We start from the raw sequence: 14,716 nt of genomic DNA, 5'->3' as shown, positions 1-14,716 counted from the left end.
CACTTCCAGAAGCTGGAACTGGTCGTCAGCAACGTCAAGTTCCAGGACGGGGAGCAAGTGGTTGATCAATCAGACAGGAATGCGGCCTGATCGCCATCCACCAGATTTGACGATAACTCCCCCAACAGGCCCAACAGCACTGCGGCGCCGGCCTGTAATCCGTTTATGCAACGTGTCATTTATTATTCTCCTTATCGGGTGTGGACTTGGACCCCTAGACGTGTGGGGGTCAGTAGCCGCCCGCTATGGTCAATGAACACGGATCCTTGAAGCGGCGCAGCAGCGCGTCCGTTGCGCTGGCCAGCAGCGAGGTATCGGTTCCCACCGCCAGGAACATACAGCCGGCAGCGAGATGCTCATGAGCCAGCTCCTCGTTGACGGTGAGCGCTCCGGCGGACTTGCCTGTCGCCCGGATACGCTTGAAAGCGTCCAGTAATGCTGCGTTCACCGCCGCATGGCCGACCTGGCCGAGATACCCCATGTCCGCAGCCAGATCGGCGGCACCAATAAAGATTCCATCAACGCCTTCCACCGTCGCAATCTCTTCCAGGTTGTCGAGCCCGGCACGGCTTTCTACCTGCAGCAGAAGGCACAGTTCCTCATGACAACAGTGAACGTAGTCCGGCACTCGCCCCCAGCGCGACGCCCGCGCCAGGCCGGCGCCCACGCCGCGACGCCCATGCGGTGGATAGCGGGTGGCCTCGACGATACGGCGTGCCTGGTCGCGGCTTTCCACCATCGGCACCAGCAGGGTCTGTACACCGATGTCGAGTAACGGCTTGAGGGTGTCGGCATCGCCGTTTATCGGCCGCACCACCGGATGGGTGGCGTAGGGAGCCACCGCCTGCAGCTGCGCCAGGATCGAACGTACGTCGTTGGGGCCGTGCTCCCCATCGATCAGCAGCCAGTCGAAGCCGGCGGAGGCGGCGATTTCGGCGCCGTAGGCGTCAGCCAGAGCGCACCACAAACCGATCTGATGGCGACCCTCTGCAAGGGCTTGCTTGAAACCGTTCATCGGAAGTTTCATGACGCCTCCTCTAGACGAAGCGCAGGCCGATAGCTCCCAGCGTGCCGTAGTCCACGTGGAAGGTGTCGCCAGCGGATGCCGCCACCGGGCGGGTAAATGAACCGGCCAGCACGATTTCCCCGGCCTTCAGGGTGACGTCGTAGGGGGCCAGCTTGTTGGCCAGCCAGGCGATGCCCTTGGCGGGGTGGCCGAGCACACCGGCGGCCACGCCGGTTTCCTCCACCAGGCCGTTGCGGCTGCACACCGCTGCGCTCCAGCGCAGGTCGGTGTCGAATGGGCGGATGGGGCGGCCGCCCAGCACTAGGCCGGCGTTTGCGGCATTGTCGGAAATGGTATCGAACACCTTGCGCGGTGCACCGGTGGCCGGATCCACTTGGCGCACACGGGCATCGATGATTTCGAGTGCCGGAATCACGTATTCAGTCGCGCGCATCACGTCCAGTACGGTGCAGTCGGGGCCAGTCAGGTCCCGGGCGAGTATGAACGCCAACTCGACTTCCAGGCGCGGCACGATGAACCGCTCCACAGGGATCTCGGCGTTATCCTCGAAGAACATGTCGTCGAGCAGTACGCCGTAGTCCGGCTCGTCGATGCGTGCGGACAACTGCATTGCCCGGGAGGTGAGGCCGATCTTGTGACCCATCACGCGCTGGCCACGTGCCACCTTCATATCGACCCAGGAACGCTGGATGGCGTAAGCGTCTTCGAAGCCCAGTTCCGGATACTGTAGGGTCAGGTGATCGATCTGGGTGCGTTCGTTTTCGGCGCGGTCGAGCCGTTTGGCCGCAGTGCGGATGGCGTCGTCGCTGAGCATCACGGTCTCCTTGCGATTATCGTGTTGTATAGGGCGCCGATGCTCTCGATCTCGGTGACCACCTCGTCGCCGGGCATCACATTGACGGTGCCTTTGGGAGTGCCGGTGAGGATCAGGTCGCCTGGCTGCAAGGTCATGAAGCTGCTGAAGTACTCGATCAAGAAGGGTACGTCGAAGAGCATGTCTCTGGTGGAGCCCTCCTGAGTGGTGACGCCGTTGACTCGGGTGGTCAGGCGCAGGTCCATGGGGTCGGGAATATCTGCCGCGTCTACCAGCCATGGGCCGATGGGAGTGCAATTGTCGCGGCTCTTGATACGGAAATTGGGCCGATAGAAGCCTTCAAGATAGTTACGTACTGCATAGTCGTTGGCCACCGTGTAGCCGGCGATATAATCGTAGGCGTCGGCCTTGGCTACGTTGCGTGCCGGCCTGCCCAACACGACTGCCAGCTCACACTCGTAGTGCATGTTGCTGGCATCGTCCGGGCGCGGTGTGAAGGCGCGATGGCCCACTAGGGTGTTGGCCCCCTTGAGGAACACCATGGGCTCATCCGGCGTCTGGGAGGCGATTTCCGCGGCATGGTCCGCGTAGTTCAAGCCCAGCGCCAGGATCGTGCCTGGCGTCACCGGAGGCAGCCACACCACCTCGGTTTCCGACACACGACGGCCATCCGCCAGACGCACCATCCCGCTATCTTCCCAGGCCTGCTGGACCCGGCCTTCATAGGCGATCCGTGCGTACTTCATGCGGCTTGCTCCCCTTCGCGTACCAGAGGACTCTCCAGGCGGCCCAAACCGTCGATTTCAATTGCCACGACATCGCCGACACTTGCCAGCGGCGCACTCGGGGAGACGCCGGCAAGAATCAGGTCGCCGGGATAAAGGCTGGTAAAATCGGAAATCTCGGCGAGCAGCGTGGCCACCGGCCGCACCAGTTGATCGAGACGAAACTCATGTCTGCACTCGTCATTCACATAGGTGCGAACGGTGAAAGTGGCTGGATCCGGGAGGTCGGAGGCGCTCACCAGCCAGGGACCGATAGGGCAGAACCCATCACGGCACTTATGCTTAAGTGGCTGCCGGAACAGGCTGTCGTGGGGCACGGTGATGTCGTTGACCAACGTGTAGCCGGCGATGGCCTCAAGGGCCTGCTCCGCATTGGAACGGGTCAGGCTTGTTTTGATCACGATGCCCAGGGCCGCGCCCACTCGCACCTGATCCACATCGTTGGGGATTGGTACTGGCTGGCCGGCGGCGATATGGGTGTTGGGAGTCTTCACGTACAGCACGGGGCCGGTAGGCACTCCATTATAAGGTGCCTCATAGATGGCATCGCCAAGCCGCTCCAGTTCTTCCCGGACGTTGAGCAAGCAGCCGTAGACGGAGCCGCTCAGTAAGGGCCCACCTGGGCGCAGGATATCGGATGTCATGGTCTCTCCTGAAAGATGGGTCTAGTGGTGGCGGGCCTGAACTTCGCCAAGCCGTTTGGCGATCAATTCGGCCTGGTGGCGGATTAGCGGTATCAGGCTGGCCAGCCGCTCTGGGCTGAGGCGGTCGGCCAAGGCGGACACCGCCACCGAAGCCACCAGCTGTTGGTTGGCGTCGAATATCGGCAGCGCCAGTGCCCGTGTGCCAGGCACGACGCCCACCTGACTGTAGGCATATCCCAGAGAACGGGTTTCGTTAATGCGCCGACGTACCTCGCTCAGGTCCAGACCATGGCTGGCGAGACGCTGCTCGTTCCCGAGGATGACTTCTTCGCTATCGTCCGGGTCGGCGAAGGCCAGCAGCACCAGGCCGGAGACGCTTACGCCGAGAGGCCGGCGTGCGCCCACCTCGATGGACAGCACCTTGACCGGATAACTTCCCGTCTTGCGATCGACACAGATGGAATCGAACCCACTGCGGATGGTCAGGAAGACGCTGTCACCACACTGCTCGGCAATGTGGCGCAGGTAGGGTTCAGCCACGGACTTCACCGGCACTCGGGCGGCTCGCGACATTCCTAGCAGGGAGACCTCCGGGCCAACCATGTAGCGCCGCGTGTTCGGGTCCTGTTCCACCGCCCCTTCCTCGATCAGGGTGCGCAGGATGCGATGCACCGTGGGCCGGTTGAGGCCGGTTTCGCGGACGATATCGGTGATGCGTACGCCATGCTCCTGGCCGGTAGCGAGTATGCGGAGAATCGCCAACGCTCGCCGGATGCTGCGTGCGCCCAAGGTTTTGCCGCCCTCGGCCATGTCGTCGGAGACAGTATCCGAGTCGACTTCAGGCGGAAGGATGGCGTCGTCATGGCTCATTGTTGGGCCTCGATGATGGTCTTGGGTGTCTGTGCCACCGGCTTGAGCTGACGAACCTCCCCCAGGGTGGCGTAGTTGGCCCCGGCGATGCGACACACAGGCTGCAAGGCGAGGGTATCGATGCGGCCGTCTTGGTAGAGTCTGTCCTGAACATAGACCTGGCAGACCTGGCCCACGAAGAACTCGGCGCCGGTATCGCCGTAAGCGGTGACGCTGTGCAAGCGGCACTCCAGGCTGATCGGCACCATTTCCAGGCGCGGCGGGGCGACGGTTTCCGATGGCAGCACCGTCAGCCCGAGGCTTGCCACCTCGCTTTCATGTGCATCATATTCCACCGCGCTGGCATGGACGGCTTCCACCATGGACCAGTCGGCGATATTGATCACGAACTCCTCCATCATGCGGATGTTGCGTGCCGTGTCCTTTTCGAGACCGGCTTTCCGACCGATGTTGACGCCTACCAGCAGTGGGCTGTTGGAGACGAAAGTGAAGCAGCTGAAAGGTGCCAGATTGACCACGCCCTCCTGGGATTGGCTAGTGATCCAGGCAATTGGCCGGGGTACCACTATGCCGCTGATCAAGCGGTAGCATTCCTGTGGTGAGAGAAGGATGGTATCTATTTTCATTAGCAATTCTTCACGTAGCCGATTGGAAAAAGGAATGACTGGAAGCTAATCGTAGTGTTTGCGAGTGGTCAACAAAACGCTGACGAAAATGTCCACCATATGGACTACTAGTCGAGTTCAGCTGAATAAGTCTCTTCTCAACTCACTGATACTTTATGTTTTTATCGGGAGAAGGTGGATGGCACTGATTCAGCATGGTCTGATGAGTCCATCAGTTGGACTTAATCGAGCCGCCAGGGTTGAAGGCGAAGTAGGAGATTTAGGAAAGTAAAGATGCTGCTTCGAGGTGGGTCGCCCGCCCGAAGTCGAACGACATAAGCGTCGTCAATTTAGGAGAATAAAAAAATGCGCCTGCTCAAACCCATAGCTCTGCTCTTGTTTTTGTTGTGCCTGGCCAGCGGAGCCCAGGCATCCTGGCCAGAGAAGCCCGTACACCTGATCGTGCCTTATCCCCCGGGCGGTAACGTCGATGTCGCTGCTCGCATCGTTGCCGAAGGTCTGGGGACGGAGTTTGGACAGCCATTCGTGGTGGAGAACCGGCCCGGGGCTGGTGGCATGATTGCTGCGAACCATGTAGTCAATTCCGATAACGACGGCTACACGCTATTCGTGGCACCCAACGGACCGGTGCTATTCAGTCCGCTGCTGTTTCGCCAGGAGAACTATTTCTGGAGAGATGATTTTACGCCTATCGGATCCATTTCCTTCGTGCCCCTCGTGTTGCAGGTACACCCAGAGTTGGGTGTGGACACCGCCGAGGAGCTCTTCGAAAGAGCCAAGGCTCACCCTGGCGAGCTGACCATGGCCTCCCCCGGCGCCGGCACACAGAATCATCTCATCAGTGAGATGATGCAGCGCATGCTGGAGACCGAGTGGCTCACGGTGCATTACAGCGGCAATGCTCCAGCCACCACGGACCTGCTTGGCGGCAGGGTGGATTTCAACTTCGATCAGTACACCGTAGCCAAGCAGTACATCACCAGCGGTAAACTAAATGCTTTGGCCGTTTCCTCTCCTGAACGCCTGCCTTCCCTGCCGGATGTTCCCACCCTCGAGGAGCTGGGCTATTCCGAAGCGGTGACGGAAACCTTTACCGGACTGTTCGGCCCGGCGGGTGTGCCTGCGGAAATTGTCGAGAAACTCAATACGGCCCTGGAGACGGTTCTCAGCGATCCGGAGGTGGCGGCCCGGTTCGATAACGCTGGCGCCGAGGCTCGACCCATGGAAGTCGACGAGTTCAAGGAATTCCTTAATGAGCAGTACGAACGCTGGTCTTCCCTGATTCGCAGCGCTGATATCCGGCTCTAAGGAGAGGCAACCTGCATGTCACGACGTAAAAGCGTCCACAGCACCGGTTTTCAGCACGCCAACCCGATTCCGGCTGCAAGTCGGGTCGGGGGCCTGCTGGCCAGCGGCGTTATCAACGGAACTGATCCGGAAACCGGGGAGCTGGGGGCCGACCTGGCGACCCAATGCGCATACATGTTCCGCCATGTGCGCAGTATTGTCGAAGCCGCTGGTGGGAGCACGGAGGACATTCTGAAGATGACGGTTTGGCTTCAGGACCGCTCACAGCGCGATGCCCTGAATGCTGAATGGCTGAAGATGTTCCCGGACCCAGACTCCAGGCCCGCACGGCACTCCATTCAGAACCCGGTCGAGTCGAAGTTTCTGATTCAGTGTGACGTGCTCGCTGTGATCGGCCAACCGGACGATCTCTGATTTATCCACCCCTGGCCGCGCCCGGTGCGATGAAATGACTCGATAACGGCAGGAGCTACCATGCCTGAGTATTACCCTTTCAATCCGGAACCTCGCGCGGCCCAGCAGTCGCCCCCGGTGAACAGTTGCGACGCCCAATTTCATGTGTTCGGCCCAACGGATGTCTATCCGCCGCGCCCGGAAGCGCCGTTCAACATGCCGTCGGCGACCATTGGAGCGGCGCTGAAGATGCACCGTGCTCTGGGTATCGAGCGTGGCATCATCGTCCAGGCCACCACCTATGGCGCCGACCACAGCGTTATCCTCGATGCCCTCAAGCAGGCCGGCCCCAATTATCGTGGCTGTGCCAATGCCATCGTGCTCAAGGAGCGTGAGGAGGCTTACATCGAGGCGCTTCACAGCGCGGGTGTACGCGGTGCGCGGTTCACCTTTCGCAAGGAACTGGGCGTTGGCCTGTCGTCGAAGGAGTTTCGGCTCGCCGCAGATCGCCTCAGAGAACTGGGCTGGTACATGAAAATCCAGCCGGAGAAAAATGGCATCCTGGAAAGTGTCGAGCTCTACGAAAACATAACTACCCCAGTGCTCATCGATCACTTGGGGCGGGCAGATGCCGACTTGGGCGTGGACGACCCCAATGTCCAAAAGACCATTGAGCTGCTCAAGAAAGGCAATTTCTGGGTGATGCTTTCGTTGGGAGAAAAAATTTCTACTCAAGGCCCCCCCTGGGATGACGTACTGCCGATCGCTCGCGCTTATATCGATGCCGCCCCTGATCGTGTGGTGTGGGCCAGTGATTGGCCACACCCGCTTTCCAAGTCGCCGCCGCCCAACGATGCTGAATTGCTCGAGCTGCTTTACCGCTACGCACCCGGAGAGGTAGAGCGACAGAAAATCCTGGTCGACAATCCAGCGGAGCTCTTTGGTTTCGGACGTTGAACCACCCGCTCGCTTGAACCGATGGCGCCGGTCTTCGCCCAGACCGCCGCCGAGCTGGAGCCGCGCATCCGCTTCGCCAAGCTCGACACCGAGGCAGAGCCGGGCCTGGCCGGGCGCTTCGGCATTCGCAGCATTCCCACTCTGATCGTGTTCAAGGAGGGGCGTGAGATCGCTCGCCAGGCCGGGTTGATGCAGGGCTCACAGCTCAAGCGCTGGCTCGAGCCTTTCCTGGTTTGAAGCCCACCAGGTCAGCGATCCAACAGCCCCTCGGCGAGAGCCTCGCCAAGCCGGTCCACGGCGGCGGCCAGCTTCTCGTCGATGACGTGCAGATACTCCGTCCAGTCATTCACGTGGTGTAGCTCCGCCTTGCCGTCCGAGATGCCGCGCAGCACCACCAGCGGCACGTTGAAGCGCATGCAGGCGCGCAGGCAGGCGTAGCTCTCCATGTCCACCATATCCGCAGCGATGGCGGCATAGGCTTCGCCCGAGACGATATTGGCGCCGGTGGAAAGCGTGGCCTCACGAATGCCGGGAATGCGCAGCGGTAGGGGAACGATCGCCGGCAGGTCGAGGAAGGGCGTGGTGCCCTTCTCGAAGCCCAGCGGTGAGGCGTCCATGTCGCGGTAGGCGACGGACGTGGCCTGATAGATCTCAGTCTGCTCCAGCACCCGGCTGCCCGCCGAGCCCAGCGACACCACCAGGTCCGGCAGGTGCCCCTGTTGAGCAAGAGCGGCCAGGGCCGCGGTGAGCTCCACCGCTGCCTCCACCGGGCCAACGCCGGTCATGAACGGCGCAAAACGCTGCTTGAGATGCGGGCCATATTCGGCCTCGGCCGCCATGGCGAACAGCACCTGGCGGCCGCCCAGTGTGGTCAGCGCCGGAGGCGTACGCCGTGCCGCGCTCATGCTTCGATCCTCATCCGCGCCTCAGGCATCGCCATCGTTGCCGACCGTCTGGATGACCTCGAACCCTTCGAAGTTCGGCGGGCCCAGGTAGAGCCCCTCGCGCTTGCTCTGGCCGGCGTTGGCGTGGGCCTTGCGGAATGCCTCGGAGTGGGTCCAGGCCTCGAAGTCATCCCGCGAGCGCCAGATGGTGTGCGAGGCGTAGAGCACGTGGTCTTCCTTCTCGGGGCCGCGCAGCATATGGAACTCGACGAAGCCGGGCAGGCCCTGCAGGTGGGTCTCCCGCTCCAGCCAGATCTGCTCGAACTCTTCCACTCGCTCGGGATTGACCCGAAAACGGTTCATGGCGATGAACACGACAATGCTCCTTGTGGTCAGCGGCTGATGGTCACCGAAAGACGATGACATCGACGCCGACAGGGGGCAAGCGTAGGGTGTACTCCATACCATTGGCGAGCGTGGCGGCCGATAGCGAAACGGGTATGGTAAGCGAAAGCCACCGGGAGAAGAGGCCGATGCACCAGGGAAGCTGCCTGTGCGGGAAAGTGAAATATGAATACCGTGGCGAGATCGACGAAGTCTCCATGTGCCACTGCAAGCAGTGCCAGAAGGCCCAGGGTTCGGCCTTCGTCGCCGTGGCGCCGATCCGCTCGGCCGAGTTTTGCATCACCCAGGGCGCGGCATACCTCAAGGAGTATCGCGCCACGCCGGGCAAGGTACGGGTGTTCTGCGCCGAGTGCGGCAGCCCGCTCTACAGCGCCCGCGACGACCTGCCCGAGGCCAAGCGGCTGCGCCTCGGCACCCTGGATACCCCGGTATCGCCCAGCAAACGCTACCACGCCTGGGTCTCGTCCAAGGCCGAGTGGTACGAGCTTGCCGATGATCTGCCGCGTTATCCGCAAGCGGCGCCGAAGCGCTGATCCTTACCGGTAGCCTGGCGTCGTCTGTTGGGTTGCCCTGGGTTATTGGCTACGCTCAGAGGACTTTGTCACCACCGAGAACAACGACATGGCTCGCAGAACGCTTGGTTCCGTTTTCCTGGCAGCCGTGCTGTACCACCCCTACGCCGCCCTCGCGCTGCCGGCAGGGGAAGGTCGGGAGACGGTCGAAGCCGTCTGCGCTGCCTGTCACGGCGTCAACCTGATCGAGCGCAGCTCAGGGTACACCCATGAGGAGTGGGACTTCCTCGTCTCCACCATGATCGACCTGTCGGACGCCCCCGAGCGGCAGGAAGAGATCCTCGGCTATCTCGCCGAGCACTTCCCGCCCAGCGATAATCGGGCCGCAACGCCCGCCGATGGCCCGCTGAGCATCCAGTTCGAAGAGTGGAAGGTGCCCACGCTGGGGCAGCGCTCTCGCGACCCGGTCGAAGCGCCGGACGGCAGCATCTGGTGGGTAGGGCAGTGGCTGGACATCCTCGGCCGACTCGACCCCGAAACGGGCGAGATGGAGGAGTTCGAGCTGCCCTCGGGCGCAAGGCCCCACTCGGTCAACATCGGCCCCGACGGCGCAGCTTGGTACACCGGCAACCGCAACGCCACCATGGGGCGATTCGACCCGCAAACCGGTGAGATCACCGAATATCCCATGCCCGACGAGGCCGCTCGCGATCCACACACCGCCGAGTTCACCGAGAACGGCATCCTCTGGTTCACCCTGCAGCAGAGCAACATGATCGGCCGCTTGGATCCGGAAACTGGAGACGTGCAATTGGCCACCAGTCCGCGTGAAGGCTCGCGGCCCTATGGGCTGAAGATCGCCTCGGATGGCACCGTCTGGGCCTCCTGCAATGGGGCGAACTGCCTGCTGCGCGTCGACCCCGAATCGATGGAAGTGAGCGAGATCGCCTTGCCCGAGGCCGGCACCACGGTACGTCGACTCGATATCGACGAAGACGACATCATCTGGTGGGTCAATTCCGGGCTGGGCCGGCTGGGGCGTTACGACCCCGAAAGCGGCGACATCCAGGAGTGGGACTCGCCCAGCGGCCCGGACGCCCATCCCTATGCCATCGCCGTGTTCGACGGAGCGGTCTGGTACAACGAAAGCGGCGTGCGGCCGGACATGCTGGTGCGCTTCGATCCCGAGGCGGAATCCTTCCAGAGCTGGCCGATCCCCTCAAGCCCGGTACATGCCGGCATCCTGCGCCACATGCGCACCACCCTCGACGGCGAAGCCCTGCTGATCCATCAGAGCGGCACCAACCACATCGGCAGGGTGACCGTGGGAGGCAGAGATCCGAGATAGGCAGGCCCTTATCTCAAGCCGGCCGTCTCGAGACTCGCCTGGCGCAGTGCTTTGGGCGGTTGGGCGCCCGGTGTTCTGTGCCGAATGCGGCAGCCTGCTCCGGACAGGCTGGCGACACTTGCCAGGTCATGTGGTTGCTGTAAAGGTAGTGTAAACCTCGCCGCGGGTGATCGCATGACAGTTGAACCGCCTCAGCAGACGCAGCAATCCTTCCACGATGGCCTGATGGGGCATCCGCTGATTCGCGAGCTGTGGAATCACTTCCCCGAGAACATGTTCCTGGTACGTGTGGAAGAGGACGGCCACTTCATACTCGAGGCAGCCAACCCGGCGCAGGTCGATACCATTGGCCGTGAGTGCCTGGGCCAGCCGCTGTCGGCATTCTTGCCTGCTGCTACGGCTGAGTCGATCTATGCGCGCTACCGTGAATGCGTGGCGCGGAACAAGCCGATGCGCTATCAAGAACATGCCGCCTTCTTCGATGAGCATGGCAACGAGCAGTACGGCTACTGGCTGACGCTGATCGTGCCGCTGCACAATGCTGACGACGACCCGCAGCGCGTCACCCATCTTTTCGGCATCTCTCAGGACGTGACCGAACTGCATCAGGCCCGGGATGCGATGGAGCGGCACAACCAGGTGCTGGAAGCGCGCGTGGAGCAACGTACCGCTGAGTTGCAGCACGCCAACCGCGAGCTCAGGCTGCTCAACGGCCAGCTCAAGGAGATGGCCACCCGCGACTTTCTTACCGGCTGCTATAACCGCCGGCATATCGAGACCCTGGGCCAGCGCGAAATCGAGCGGGCATGGCGCTATGGCACCGCGCTCAGCGTGTTGATGATCGACCTGGACGCCTTCAAGCAGGTCAACGATACCCAAGGCCACGAGGCAGGGGATACCGCGCTCAAACGGGTTGCCGCGAGCCTGCAGAGCGCCTTGCGTGCAAACGACCTGCTGGGCCGCTTCGGCGGCGATGAATTCTTGATCCTGCTACCCGAGAGCAGCAACGACGACGCCCGTGCCACCGCCGAGCGCCTGCAGCAACAGACACACGAGCTGACCGCCATCTCGATCAGCGTGGGGATTGCCACTCTGCGCCGCGATGACAGCCTGGAAAGCCTCGCCGCCCGCGCTGACCAGCAGCTACTCGCCGCCAAGCGGGAGTATCATCGAGAAGCGTCTGATTAACGCATTCCACGAGAAGGTGACTGCCTCTGAAGGCTGAAACGGGAACGCCAGCGGAGCGAAGGAGCAGGCGAATGGCATACCTGGCAGCGGCCGTAACCCTGCCGCTGGCGCTGCTACTCACCGGCGTGCTGGCCATGCAGGCCTGGCGCCTGGCCGATAACCGTGCGATGGATAATTCCTGGGCATGGCTGCAAGCCCAGGCGCCTGCCACCGTCGAAGCGTTCGATCCCGCCATGGTGGAAGGCCTTCCCGACGCCGCCAGGCGTTACTTCCTCTACACCATCGCCCCAGGTACGCCGCTTCATCTCGTCAGTGAAATCCATATGACGGGGGAAATTGGCCTCGGTAGCAAGGAAGCACCCGGCTATCGCCCCATGCGGGCCCGCCAGATACTCGCCCCGCCACACGGCTTCATTTGGCGGCTCGAACGAGCCGGCGCCGGCCTGATGCAAATGAGCGGCTCGGACGGCATGGCGAACGGCCGTTCCTGGACGCGCTTCTGGCTCAACGGCACGCTGCCTGTCGCCAGGGCCGGGGGCGACGACAACCACCTACGCGCCTCGTTCGGCCGAGCGGTGGCGGAAGCCGCCTTCTGGGCACCGGCAGCGCTGCTGCCCCAGCACGAAGTGCGCTTGGAAGAGGCCGGAGTGCGCTGGGAAGAGATCGGCGAGCCCAATCTGGCGCGTGCGATCATCACCCGCGGCACGCTGGAACAAGCCATCGAAATCGCCGTGGACGAGAATGGCCAACCGCGCTGGGTACAGTTCCAGCGCTGGAGCAACGCCAACCCCGAGAAGGAGTGGCGGCTCCAGCCCTTCGGCGGCTACCTGGGCGACTTCCAAAACTTCGAAGGCTACACCCTGCCCACCAAGGTCGAGGCGGGCAATCACTTCGGCACCGAGGCGTACTTTCCTTTCTTTCGGGTGAGGGTTGGAGAGGTGCGGTTTCCGGTGTCGTAGTGCTCGATGGCACTAGGCAAGATTAGCGAGATGCTCAAGGGTTTCAAAATACTACTGGACCAGTCGAATGATTGTCATGGCCTGGGCATTTGGGCTTGGCGCTCATCTGCCAATGCGTCGAAGCTCTAGACGAGTTCCTCGAAAATGTTACGGCCCATGATTATGTCCTCGCGTTGATTTCCGCATCCAGCCGCTGTCTCAAGGTCTTGCGCTGGGCTGGCGTGAGGTCATCCTGTGATCCATGCGGCAACCTATCCCTAAAGCAGTCCTAGGTCGCCACCCATGCTAGGCTAAGCCATGGGCTGCCATAGTTATCGGGTTGCCGAAGGCTCAACGTTGCTGAAGTAGCGCAAAATGGACAGAACCGAGACGTTACAGCTGTTGCGAGAACACCTGCCGTCGCTATCCAGCGAGTATGGCGCCACCTCGTTGGCTCTTTTTGGTTCCATGTCGCGCGATGAGGCTCGCTACGACAGCGACATCGACATTCTTGTGGGCTTCGACGGCCCGGCTACCTCGGCGCGTTATTTCGGGGTGCAGTTCTACCTGGAGGATCTGCTAGGCCATCCTATGGGTCTTGTGACTGATAAGGCGCTGCGCCCTAGCTAAGACCCTATGTGGAGCGTGAGGCGATACCCGACAGCCCTTCGAGGGGGCTGCTCAAGCGCGGATTTTAGGTGAAGCGACCGAAAGCGTGAGCCCGGGATGGCGGCTATCGCTGGAAGAACGTTAGCTCTAGGGGCTATTCGAAAGCGACCCTTTCAAACACCTCGCTTAGAGAGTTTACTACCGGAAGTTCGGGGGCGGCAGCGCGTGTCGAATTACTAGGGCGTATCAAGAAGCCGTGGTGAGCGAGCCGGAGCATATTCAAGTCGTTATATGCATCTCCGACAGCAAGGACTTTAGCACCTTCCGTCAGCGCTTGTGCCACATGAGTTTCCTTACCTTGCCTGTTGAAATAGACGCAGTGATCGACATAGCCTGCTGGATCGATGTTGAATCGGTGACACTTTATTTTGGGGCTGCCCAGTGTGTTGAGAATAGGTCCTATAAGCTCGTGAAAGCAATCGGAAATTATAGACACGTCATACTCTTTCTGAAGCCGATGAAGGAACTCTTGTGCATCAGGAAATGGAGTGATGTTCGCGGTAATCGACTGCAAGGTAGCCAATGTCAGACTATTCCGTCTGAGTGTCTCGATGCGAGTCCGCATTAATTCAGGGTAGTTTGGAAATTCCCGAGTTGTAAGCGATAACGATGCTATGCCCGTTTCTTGGGCAATGTGTGGCCATAGCTCAGGAATCAGCACACCTTCTAGGTCTATGCAGGCAATTTTCATGATAAATCCTCTTTTAAGGGGCGATATTAGCGAAAACTAGAGAGAGTCCTAACCCTATCAGTGCGGTTCCAATACTTTTGTCAACGAAATTCTGTTTATCTAACATGATGCGACGTAGTGCTTTTGCTGAGAAAAAATATGCGACGATACTGAACCACATCCAGTGCGATATTGAAATAAAAAGGCCGTATGCGAAGCTGCTGGTTAATGAGCTTTCTACATTCACCACCTGGGTGTACGTGGCGACCACAAAAAGCATAGTTTTTGGATTTAGGGCATTGGTGAGAAATCCCATGCGAAAAGCACCGAAAATTGTAGGTGAATTTTTTGATCCAGTTTCTAGTTTAAGTTTTGGTTTATTTGTTAATGATTTTATCCCGAGAAAAATCAAATAGCCTGCGCCTAAGATTTTCATGGAGAAAAATAATAATGGTGTGCTTGTGATGACTACAGATATGCCAAGTACTGTATACAGTACGTGGACTTGAACGCCACATGCGATACCCATGGCAGTTATTAGTCCCGCGCGCCGGCCAAATGCATAGCTATTACGCGTAACCATTGCAAAATCAGGTCCGGGGCTTATGACAGCGAGAATGGTGATAGCTGCTACAGCTATGAGTTCATTCATCTAATTTTCCCTATGAAAAAGGCACG

18 protein-coding genes and 1 pseudogene are annotated in these 14,716 nt (G+C 60.5%); 9 read left to right on the top strand and 10 right to left on the bottom strand.

Features of this window, described 5'->3' with window-relative positions; genetic code table 11:
* Nucleotides 1-229: 229 nt before the first annotated feature.
* From hpaI to HOP58_RS20965, 6 genes are read right to left on the bottom strand one after another with little or no spacing between them, the layout of a single operon-like run.
* Nucleotides 230-1,027 (bottom strand): 4-hydroxy-2-oxoheptanedioate aldolase, encoded by a 798-nt coding sequence (gene hpaI, locus HOP58_RS20990; protein WP_234261526.1) that lies wholly within the window; start codon nucleotides 1,025-1,027, stop codon nucleotides 230-232.
* Between the two features lie 10 nt (nucleotides 1,028-1,037).
* Nucleotides 1,038-1,841, bottom strand: a complete 804-nt coding sequence (gene hpaH, locus HOP58_RS20985) for a 2-oxo-hept-4-ene-1,7-dioate hydratase (protein ID WP_234261524.1) — start codon at nucleotides 1,839-1,841, stop codon at nucleotides 1,038-1,040.
* Nucleotides 1,841-2,587, bottom strand: a complete 747-nt coding sequence (locus HOP58_RS20980) for a fumarylacetoacetate hydrolase family protein (RefSeq protein ID WP_234261522.1) — start codon at nucleotides 2,585-2,587, stop codon at nucleotides 1,841-1,843. Before HOP58_RS20980 ends, hpaH begins: the two co-directional genes overlap by 1 nt.
* Nucleotides 2,584-3,270 carry a fumarylacetoacetate hydrolase family protein gene (locus HOP58_RS20975; RefSeq protein WP_234261519.1) on the bottom strand — a complete coding sequence of 229 codons (687 nt, stop codon included), beginning with the start codon at nucleotides 3,268-3,270 and terminating at the stop codon, nucleotides 2,584-2,586. The genes HOP58_RS20980 and HOP58_RS20975 overlap by 4 nt, the downstream gene beginning before the upstream one ends.
* Before the next feature lie 21 nt (nucleotides 3,271-3,291).
* Nucleotides 3,292-4,140, bottom strand: a complete 849-nt coding sequence (locus HOP58_RS20970; RefSeq protein ID WP_234261517.1) for an IclR family transcriptional regulator — start codon at nucleotides 4,138-4,140, stop codon at nucleotides 3,292-3,294.
* Nucleotides 4,137-4,721 carry a flavin reductase family protein gene (locus tag HOP58_RS20965; protein WP_234261516.1) on the bottom strand — a complete coding sequence of 195 codons (585 nt, stop codon included), beginning with the start codon at nucleotides 4,719-4,721 and terminating at the stop codon, nucleotides 4,137-4,139. The genes HOP58_RS20970 and HOP58_RS20965 overlap by 4 nt, the downstream gene beginning before the upstream one ends.
* A 390-nt stretch (nucleotides 4,722-5,111) precedes the next feature.
* Between HOP58_RS20965 and HOP58_RS20960 the strand changes: the two genes are divergently transcribed.
* From HOP58_RS20960 to HOP58_RS20945, 4 genes and pseudogenes are all read left to right on the top strand, one after another.
* On the top strand, nucleotides 5,112-6,074 hold the full coding sequence (locus HOP58_RS20960) for a tripartite tricarboxylate transporter substrate binding protein (RefSeq protein WP_234261515.1): 963 nt from the start codon (nucleotides 5,112-5,114) through the stop codon (nucleotides 6,072-6,074).
* A 15-nt stretch (nucleotides 6,075-6,089) separates the two neighbouring features.
* Complete coding sequence (locus HOP58_RS20955) at nucleotides 6,090-6,488, top strand: RidA family protein (RefSeq protein WP_234261514.1); 399 nt, start codon at nucleotides 6,090-6,092, stop codon at nucleotides 6,486-6,488.
* A 60-nt stretch (nucleotides 6,489-6,548) separates the two neighbouring features.
* Nucleotides 6,549-7,424, top strand: coding sequence for an amidohydrolase family protein (locus tag HOP58_RS20950; RefSeq protein ID WP_234261513.1), 876 nt, complete (start codon nucleotides 6,549-6,551; stop codon nucleotides 7,422-7,424).
* 15 nt (nucleotides 7,425-7,439) lie between these two features.
* Nucleotides 7,440-7,661 (top strand): annotated as a pseudogene (locus tag HOP58_RS20945) (thioredoxin domain-containing protein); the annotation flags it as partial.
* 11 nt (nucleotides 7,662-7,672) lie between these two features.
* Here HOP58_RS20945 and HOP58_RS20940 read toward each other — a convergent pair.
* Complete coding sequence (locus tag HOP58_RS20940) at nucleotides 7,673-8,329, bottom strand: 5'-methylthioadenosine/S-adenosylhomocysteine nucleosidase (protein WP_234261512.1); 657 nt, start codon at nucleotides 8,327-8,329, stop codon at nucleotides 7,673-7,675.
* A gap of 21 nt (nucleotides 8,330-8,350) precedes the next feature.
* Nucleotides 8,351-8,683: an antibiotic biosynthesis monooxygenase gene (locus HOP58_RS20935; protein ID WP_234261511.1), complete on the bottom strand. Its 333-nt coding sequence runs from the start codon at nucleotides 8,681-8,683 to the stop codon at nucleotides 8,351-8,353.
* Nucleotides 8,684-8,841: 158 nt separating this feature from the next.
* Between HOP58_RS20935 and HOP58_RS20930 the strand changes: the two genes are divergently transcribed.
* The 5 genes from HOP58_RS20930 to HOP58_RS20910 all read left to right on the top strand — a co-directional run bounded on the left by HOP58_RS20930 (nucleotide 8,842) and on the right by HOP58_RS20910 (nucleotide 13,329).
* Nucleotides 8,842-9,246 carry a GFA family protein gene (locus HOP58_RS20930; protein WP_234261510.1) on the top strand — a complete coding sequence of 135 codons (405 nt, stop codon included), beginning with the start codon at nucleotides 8,842-8,844 and terminating at the stop codon, nucleotides 9,244-9,246.
* 88 nt (nucleotides 9,247-9,334) lie between these two features.
* Nucleotides 9,335-10,573, top strand: a complete 1,239-nt coding sequence (locus HOP58_RS20925; RefSeq protein WP_234261508.1) for a hypothetical protein — start codon at nucleotides 9,335-9,337, stop codon at nucleotides 10,571-10,573.
* A 174-nt stretch (nucleotides 10,574-10,747) separates the two neighbouring features.
* Nucleotides 10,748-11,761 (top strand): sensor domain-containing diguanylate cyclase, encoded by a 1,014-nt coding sequence (locus HOP58_RS20920; RefSeq protein ID WP_234261506.1) that lies wholly within the window; start codon nucleotides 10,748-10,750, stop codon nucleotides 11,759-11,761.
* A 71-nt stretch (nucleotides 11,762-11,832) separates the two neighbouring features.
* Nucleotides 11,833-12,720 (top strand): DUF6544 family protein, encoded by an 888-nt coding sequence (locus tag HOP58_RS20915; protein WP_234261504.1) that lies wholly within the window; start codon nucleotides 11,833-11,835, stop codon nucleotides 12,718-12,720.
* 354 nt (nucleotides 12,721-13,074) lie between these two features.
* Nucleotides 13,075-13,329, top strand: coding sequence for a nucleotidyltransferase family protein (locus HOP58_RS20910; protein WP_234261501.1), 255 nt, complete (start codon nucleotides 13,075-13,077; stop codon nucleotides 13,327-13,329).
* A 133-nt stretch (nucleotides 13,330-13,462) separates the two neighbouring features.
* Here HOP58_RS20910 and thrH read toward each other — a convergent pair whose 3' ends face one another.
* On the bottom strand, nucleotides 13,463-14,059 hold the full coding sequence (gene thrH, locus HOP58_RS20905) for a bifunctional phosphoserine phosphatase/homoserine phosphotransferase ThrH (protein WP_086508245.1): 597 nt from the start codon (nucleotides 14,057-14,059) through the stop codon (nucleotides 13,463-13,465).
* A gap of 13 nt (nucleotides 14,060-14,072) precedes the next feature.
* Nucleotides 14,073-14,690 (bottom strand): LysE family translocator, encoded by a 618-nt coding sequence (locus tag HOP58_RS20900; RefSeq protein WP_234261499.1) that lies wholly within the window; start codon nucleotides 14,688-14,690, stop codon nucleotides 14,073-14,075.
* Nucleotides 14,691-14,716: the final 26 nt, after the last annotated feature.

Source organism: Halomonas sp. MCCC 1A11062 (assembly GCF_021404355.1).
GTDB classification, from domain to species: domain Bacteria; phylum Pseudomonadota; class Gammaproteobacteria; order Pseudomonadales; family Halomonadaceae; genus Halomonas; species Halomonas aerodenitrificans.
This window is presented reverse-complemented; position numbering and strand designations above follow the sequence as displayed.

Bases quoted from the DNA above. Each gene is read 5' to 3' on its own strand.
- hpaI (WP_234261526.1), bottom strand. From the start codon at position 1,027: ATGAAACTTCCGATGAACGGTTTCAAGCAAGCCCTTGCAGAGGGTCGC.
- hpaH (WP_234261524.1), bottom strand. From the start codon at position 1,841: ATGCTCAGCGACGACGCCATCCGCACTGCGGCCAAACGGCTCGACCGC.
- HOP58_RS20980 (WP_234261522.1), bottom strand. From the start codon at position 2,587: ATGAAGTACGCACGGATCGCCTATGAAGGCCGGGTCCAGCAGGCCTGG.
- HOP58_RS20975 (WP_234261519.1), bottom strand. From the start codon at position 3,270: ATGACATCCGATATCCTGCGCCCAGGTGGGCCCTTACTGAGCGGCTCC.
- HOP58_RS20970 (WP_234261517.1), bottom strand. From the start codon at position 4,140: ATGAGCCATGACGACGCCATCCTTCCGCCTGAAGTCGACTCGGATACT.
- HOP58_RS20960 (WP_234261515.1), top strand. From the start codon at position 5,112: ATGCGCCTGCTCAAACCCATAGCTCTGCTCTTGTTTTTGTTGTGCCTG.
- HOP58_RS20955 (WP_234261514.1), top strand. From the start codon at position 6,090: ATGTCACGACGTAAAAGCGTCCACAGCACCGGTTTTCAGCACGCCAAC.
- HOP58_RS20950 (WP_234261513.1), top strand. From the start codon at position 6,549: ATGCCTGAGTATTACCCTTTCAATCCGGAACCTCGCGCGGCCCAGCAG.
- HOP58_RS20940 (WP_234261512.1), bottom strand. From the start codon at position 8,329: ATGAGCGCGGCACGGCGTACGCCTCCGGCGCTGACCACACTGGGCGGC.
- HOP58_RS20930 (WP_234261510.1), top strand. From the start codon at position 8,842: ATGCACCAGGGAAGCTGCCTGTGCGGGAAAGTGAAATATGAATACCGT.
- HOP58_RS20925 (WP_234261508.1), top strand. From the start codon at position 9,335: ATGGCTCGCAGAACGCTTGGTTCCGTTTTCCTGGCAGCCGTGCTGTAC.
- HOP58_RS20920 (WP_234261506.1), top strand. From the start codon at position 10,748: ATGACAGTTGAACCGCCTCAGCAGACGCAGCAATCCTTCCACGATGGC.
- HOP58_RS20915 (WP_234261504.1), top strand. From the start codon at position 11,833: ATGGCATACCTGGCAGCGGCCGTAACCCTGCCGCTGGCGCTGCTACTC.
- HOP58_RS20910 (WP_234261501.1), top strand. From the start codon at position 13,075: ATGGACAGAACCGAGACGTTACAGCTGTTGCGAGAACACCTGCCGTCG.
- thrH (WP_086508245.1), bottom strand. From the start codon at position 14,059: ATGAAAATTGCCTGCATAGACCTAGAAGGTGTGCTGATTCCTGAGCTA.
- HOP58_RS20900 (WP_234261499.1), bottom strand. From the start codon at position 14,690: ATGAATGAACTCATAGCTGTAGCAGCTATCACCATTCTCGCTGTCATA.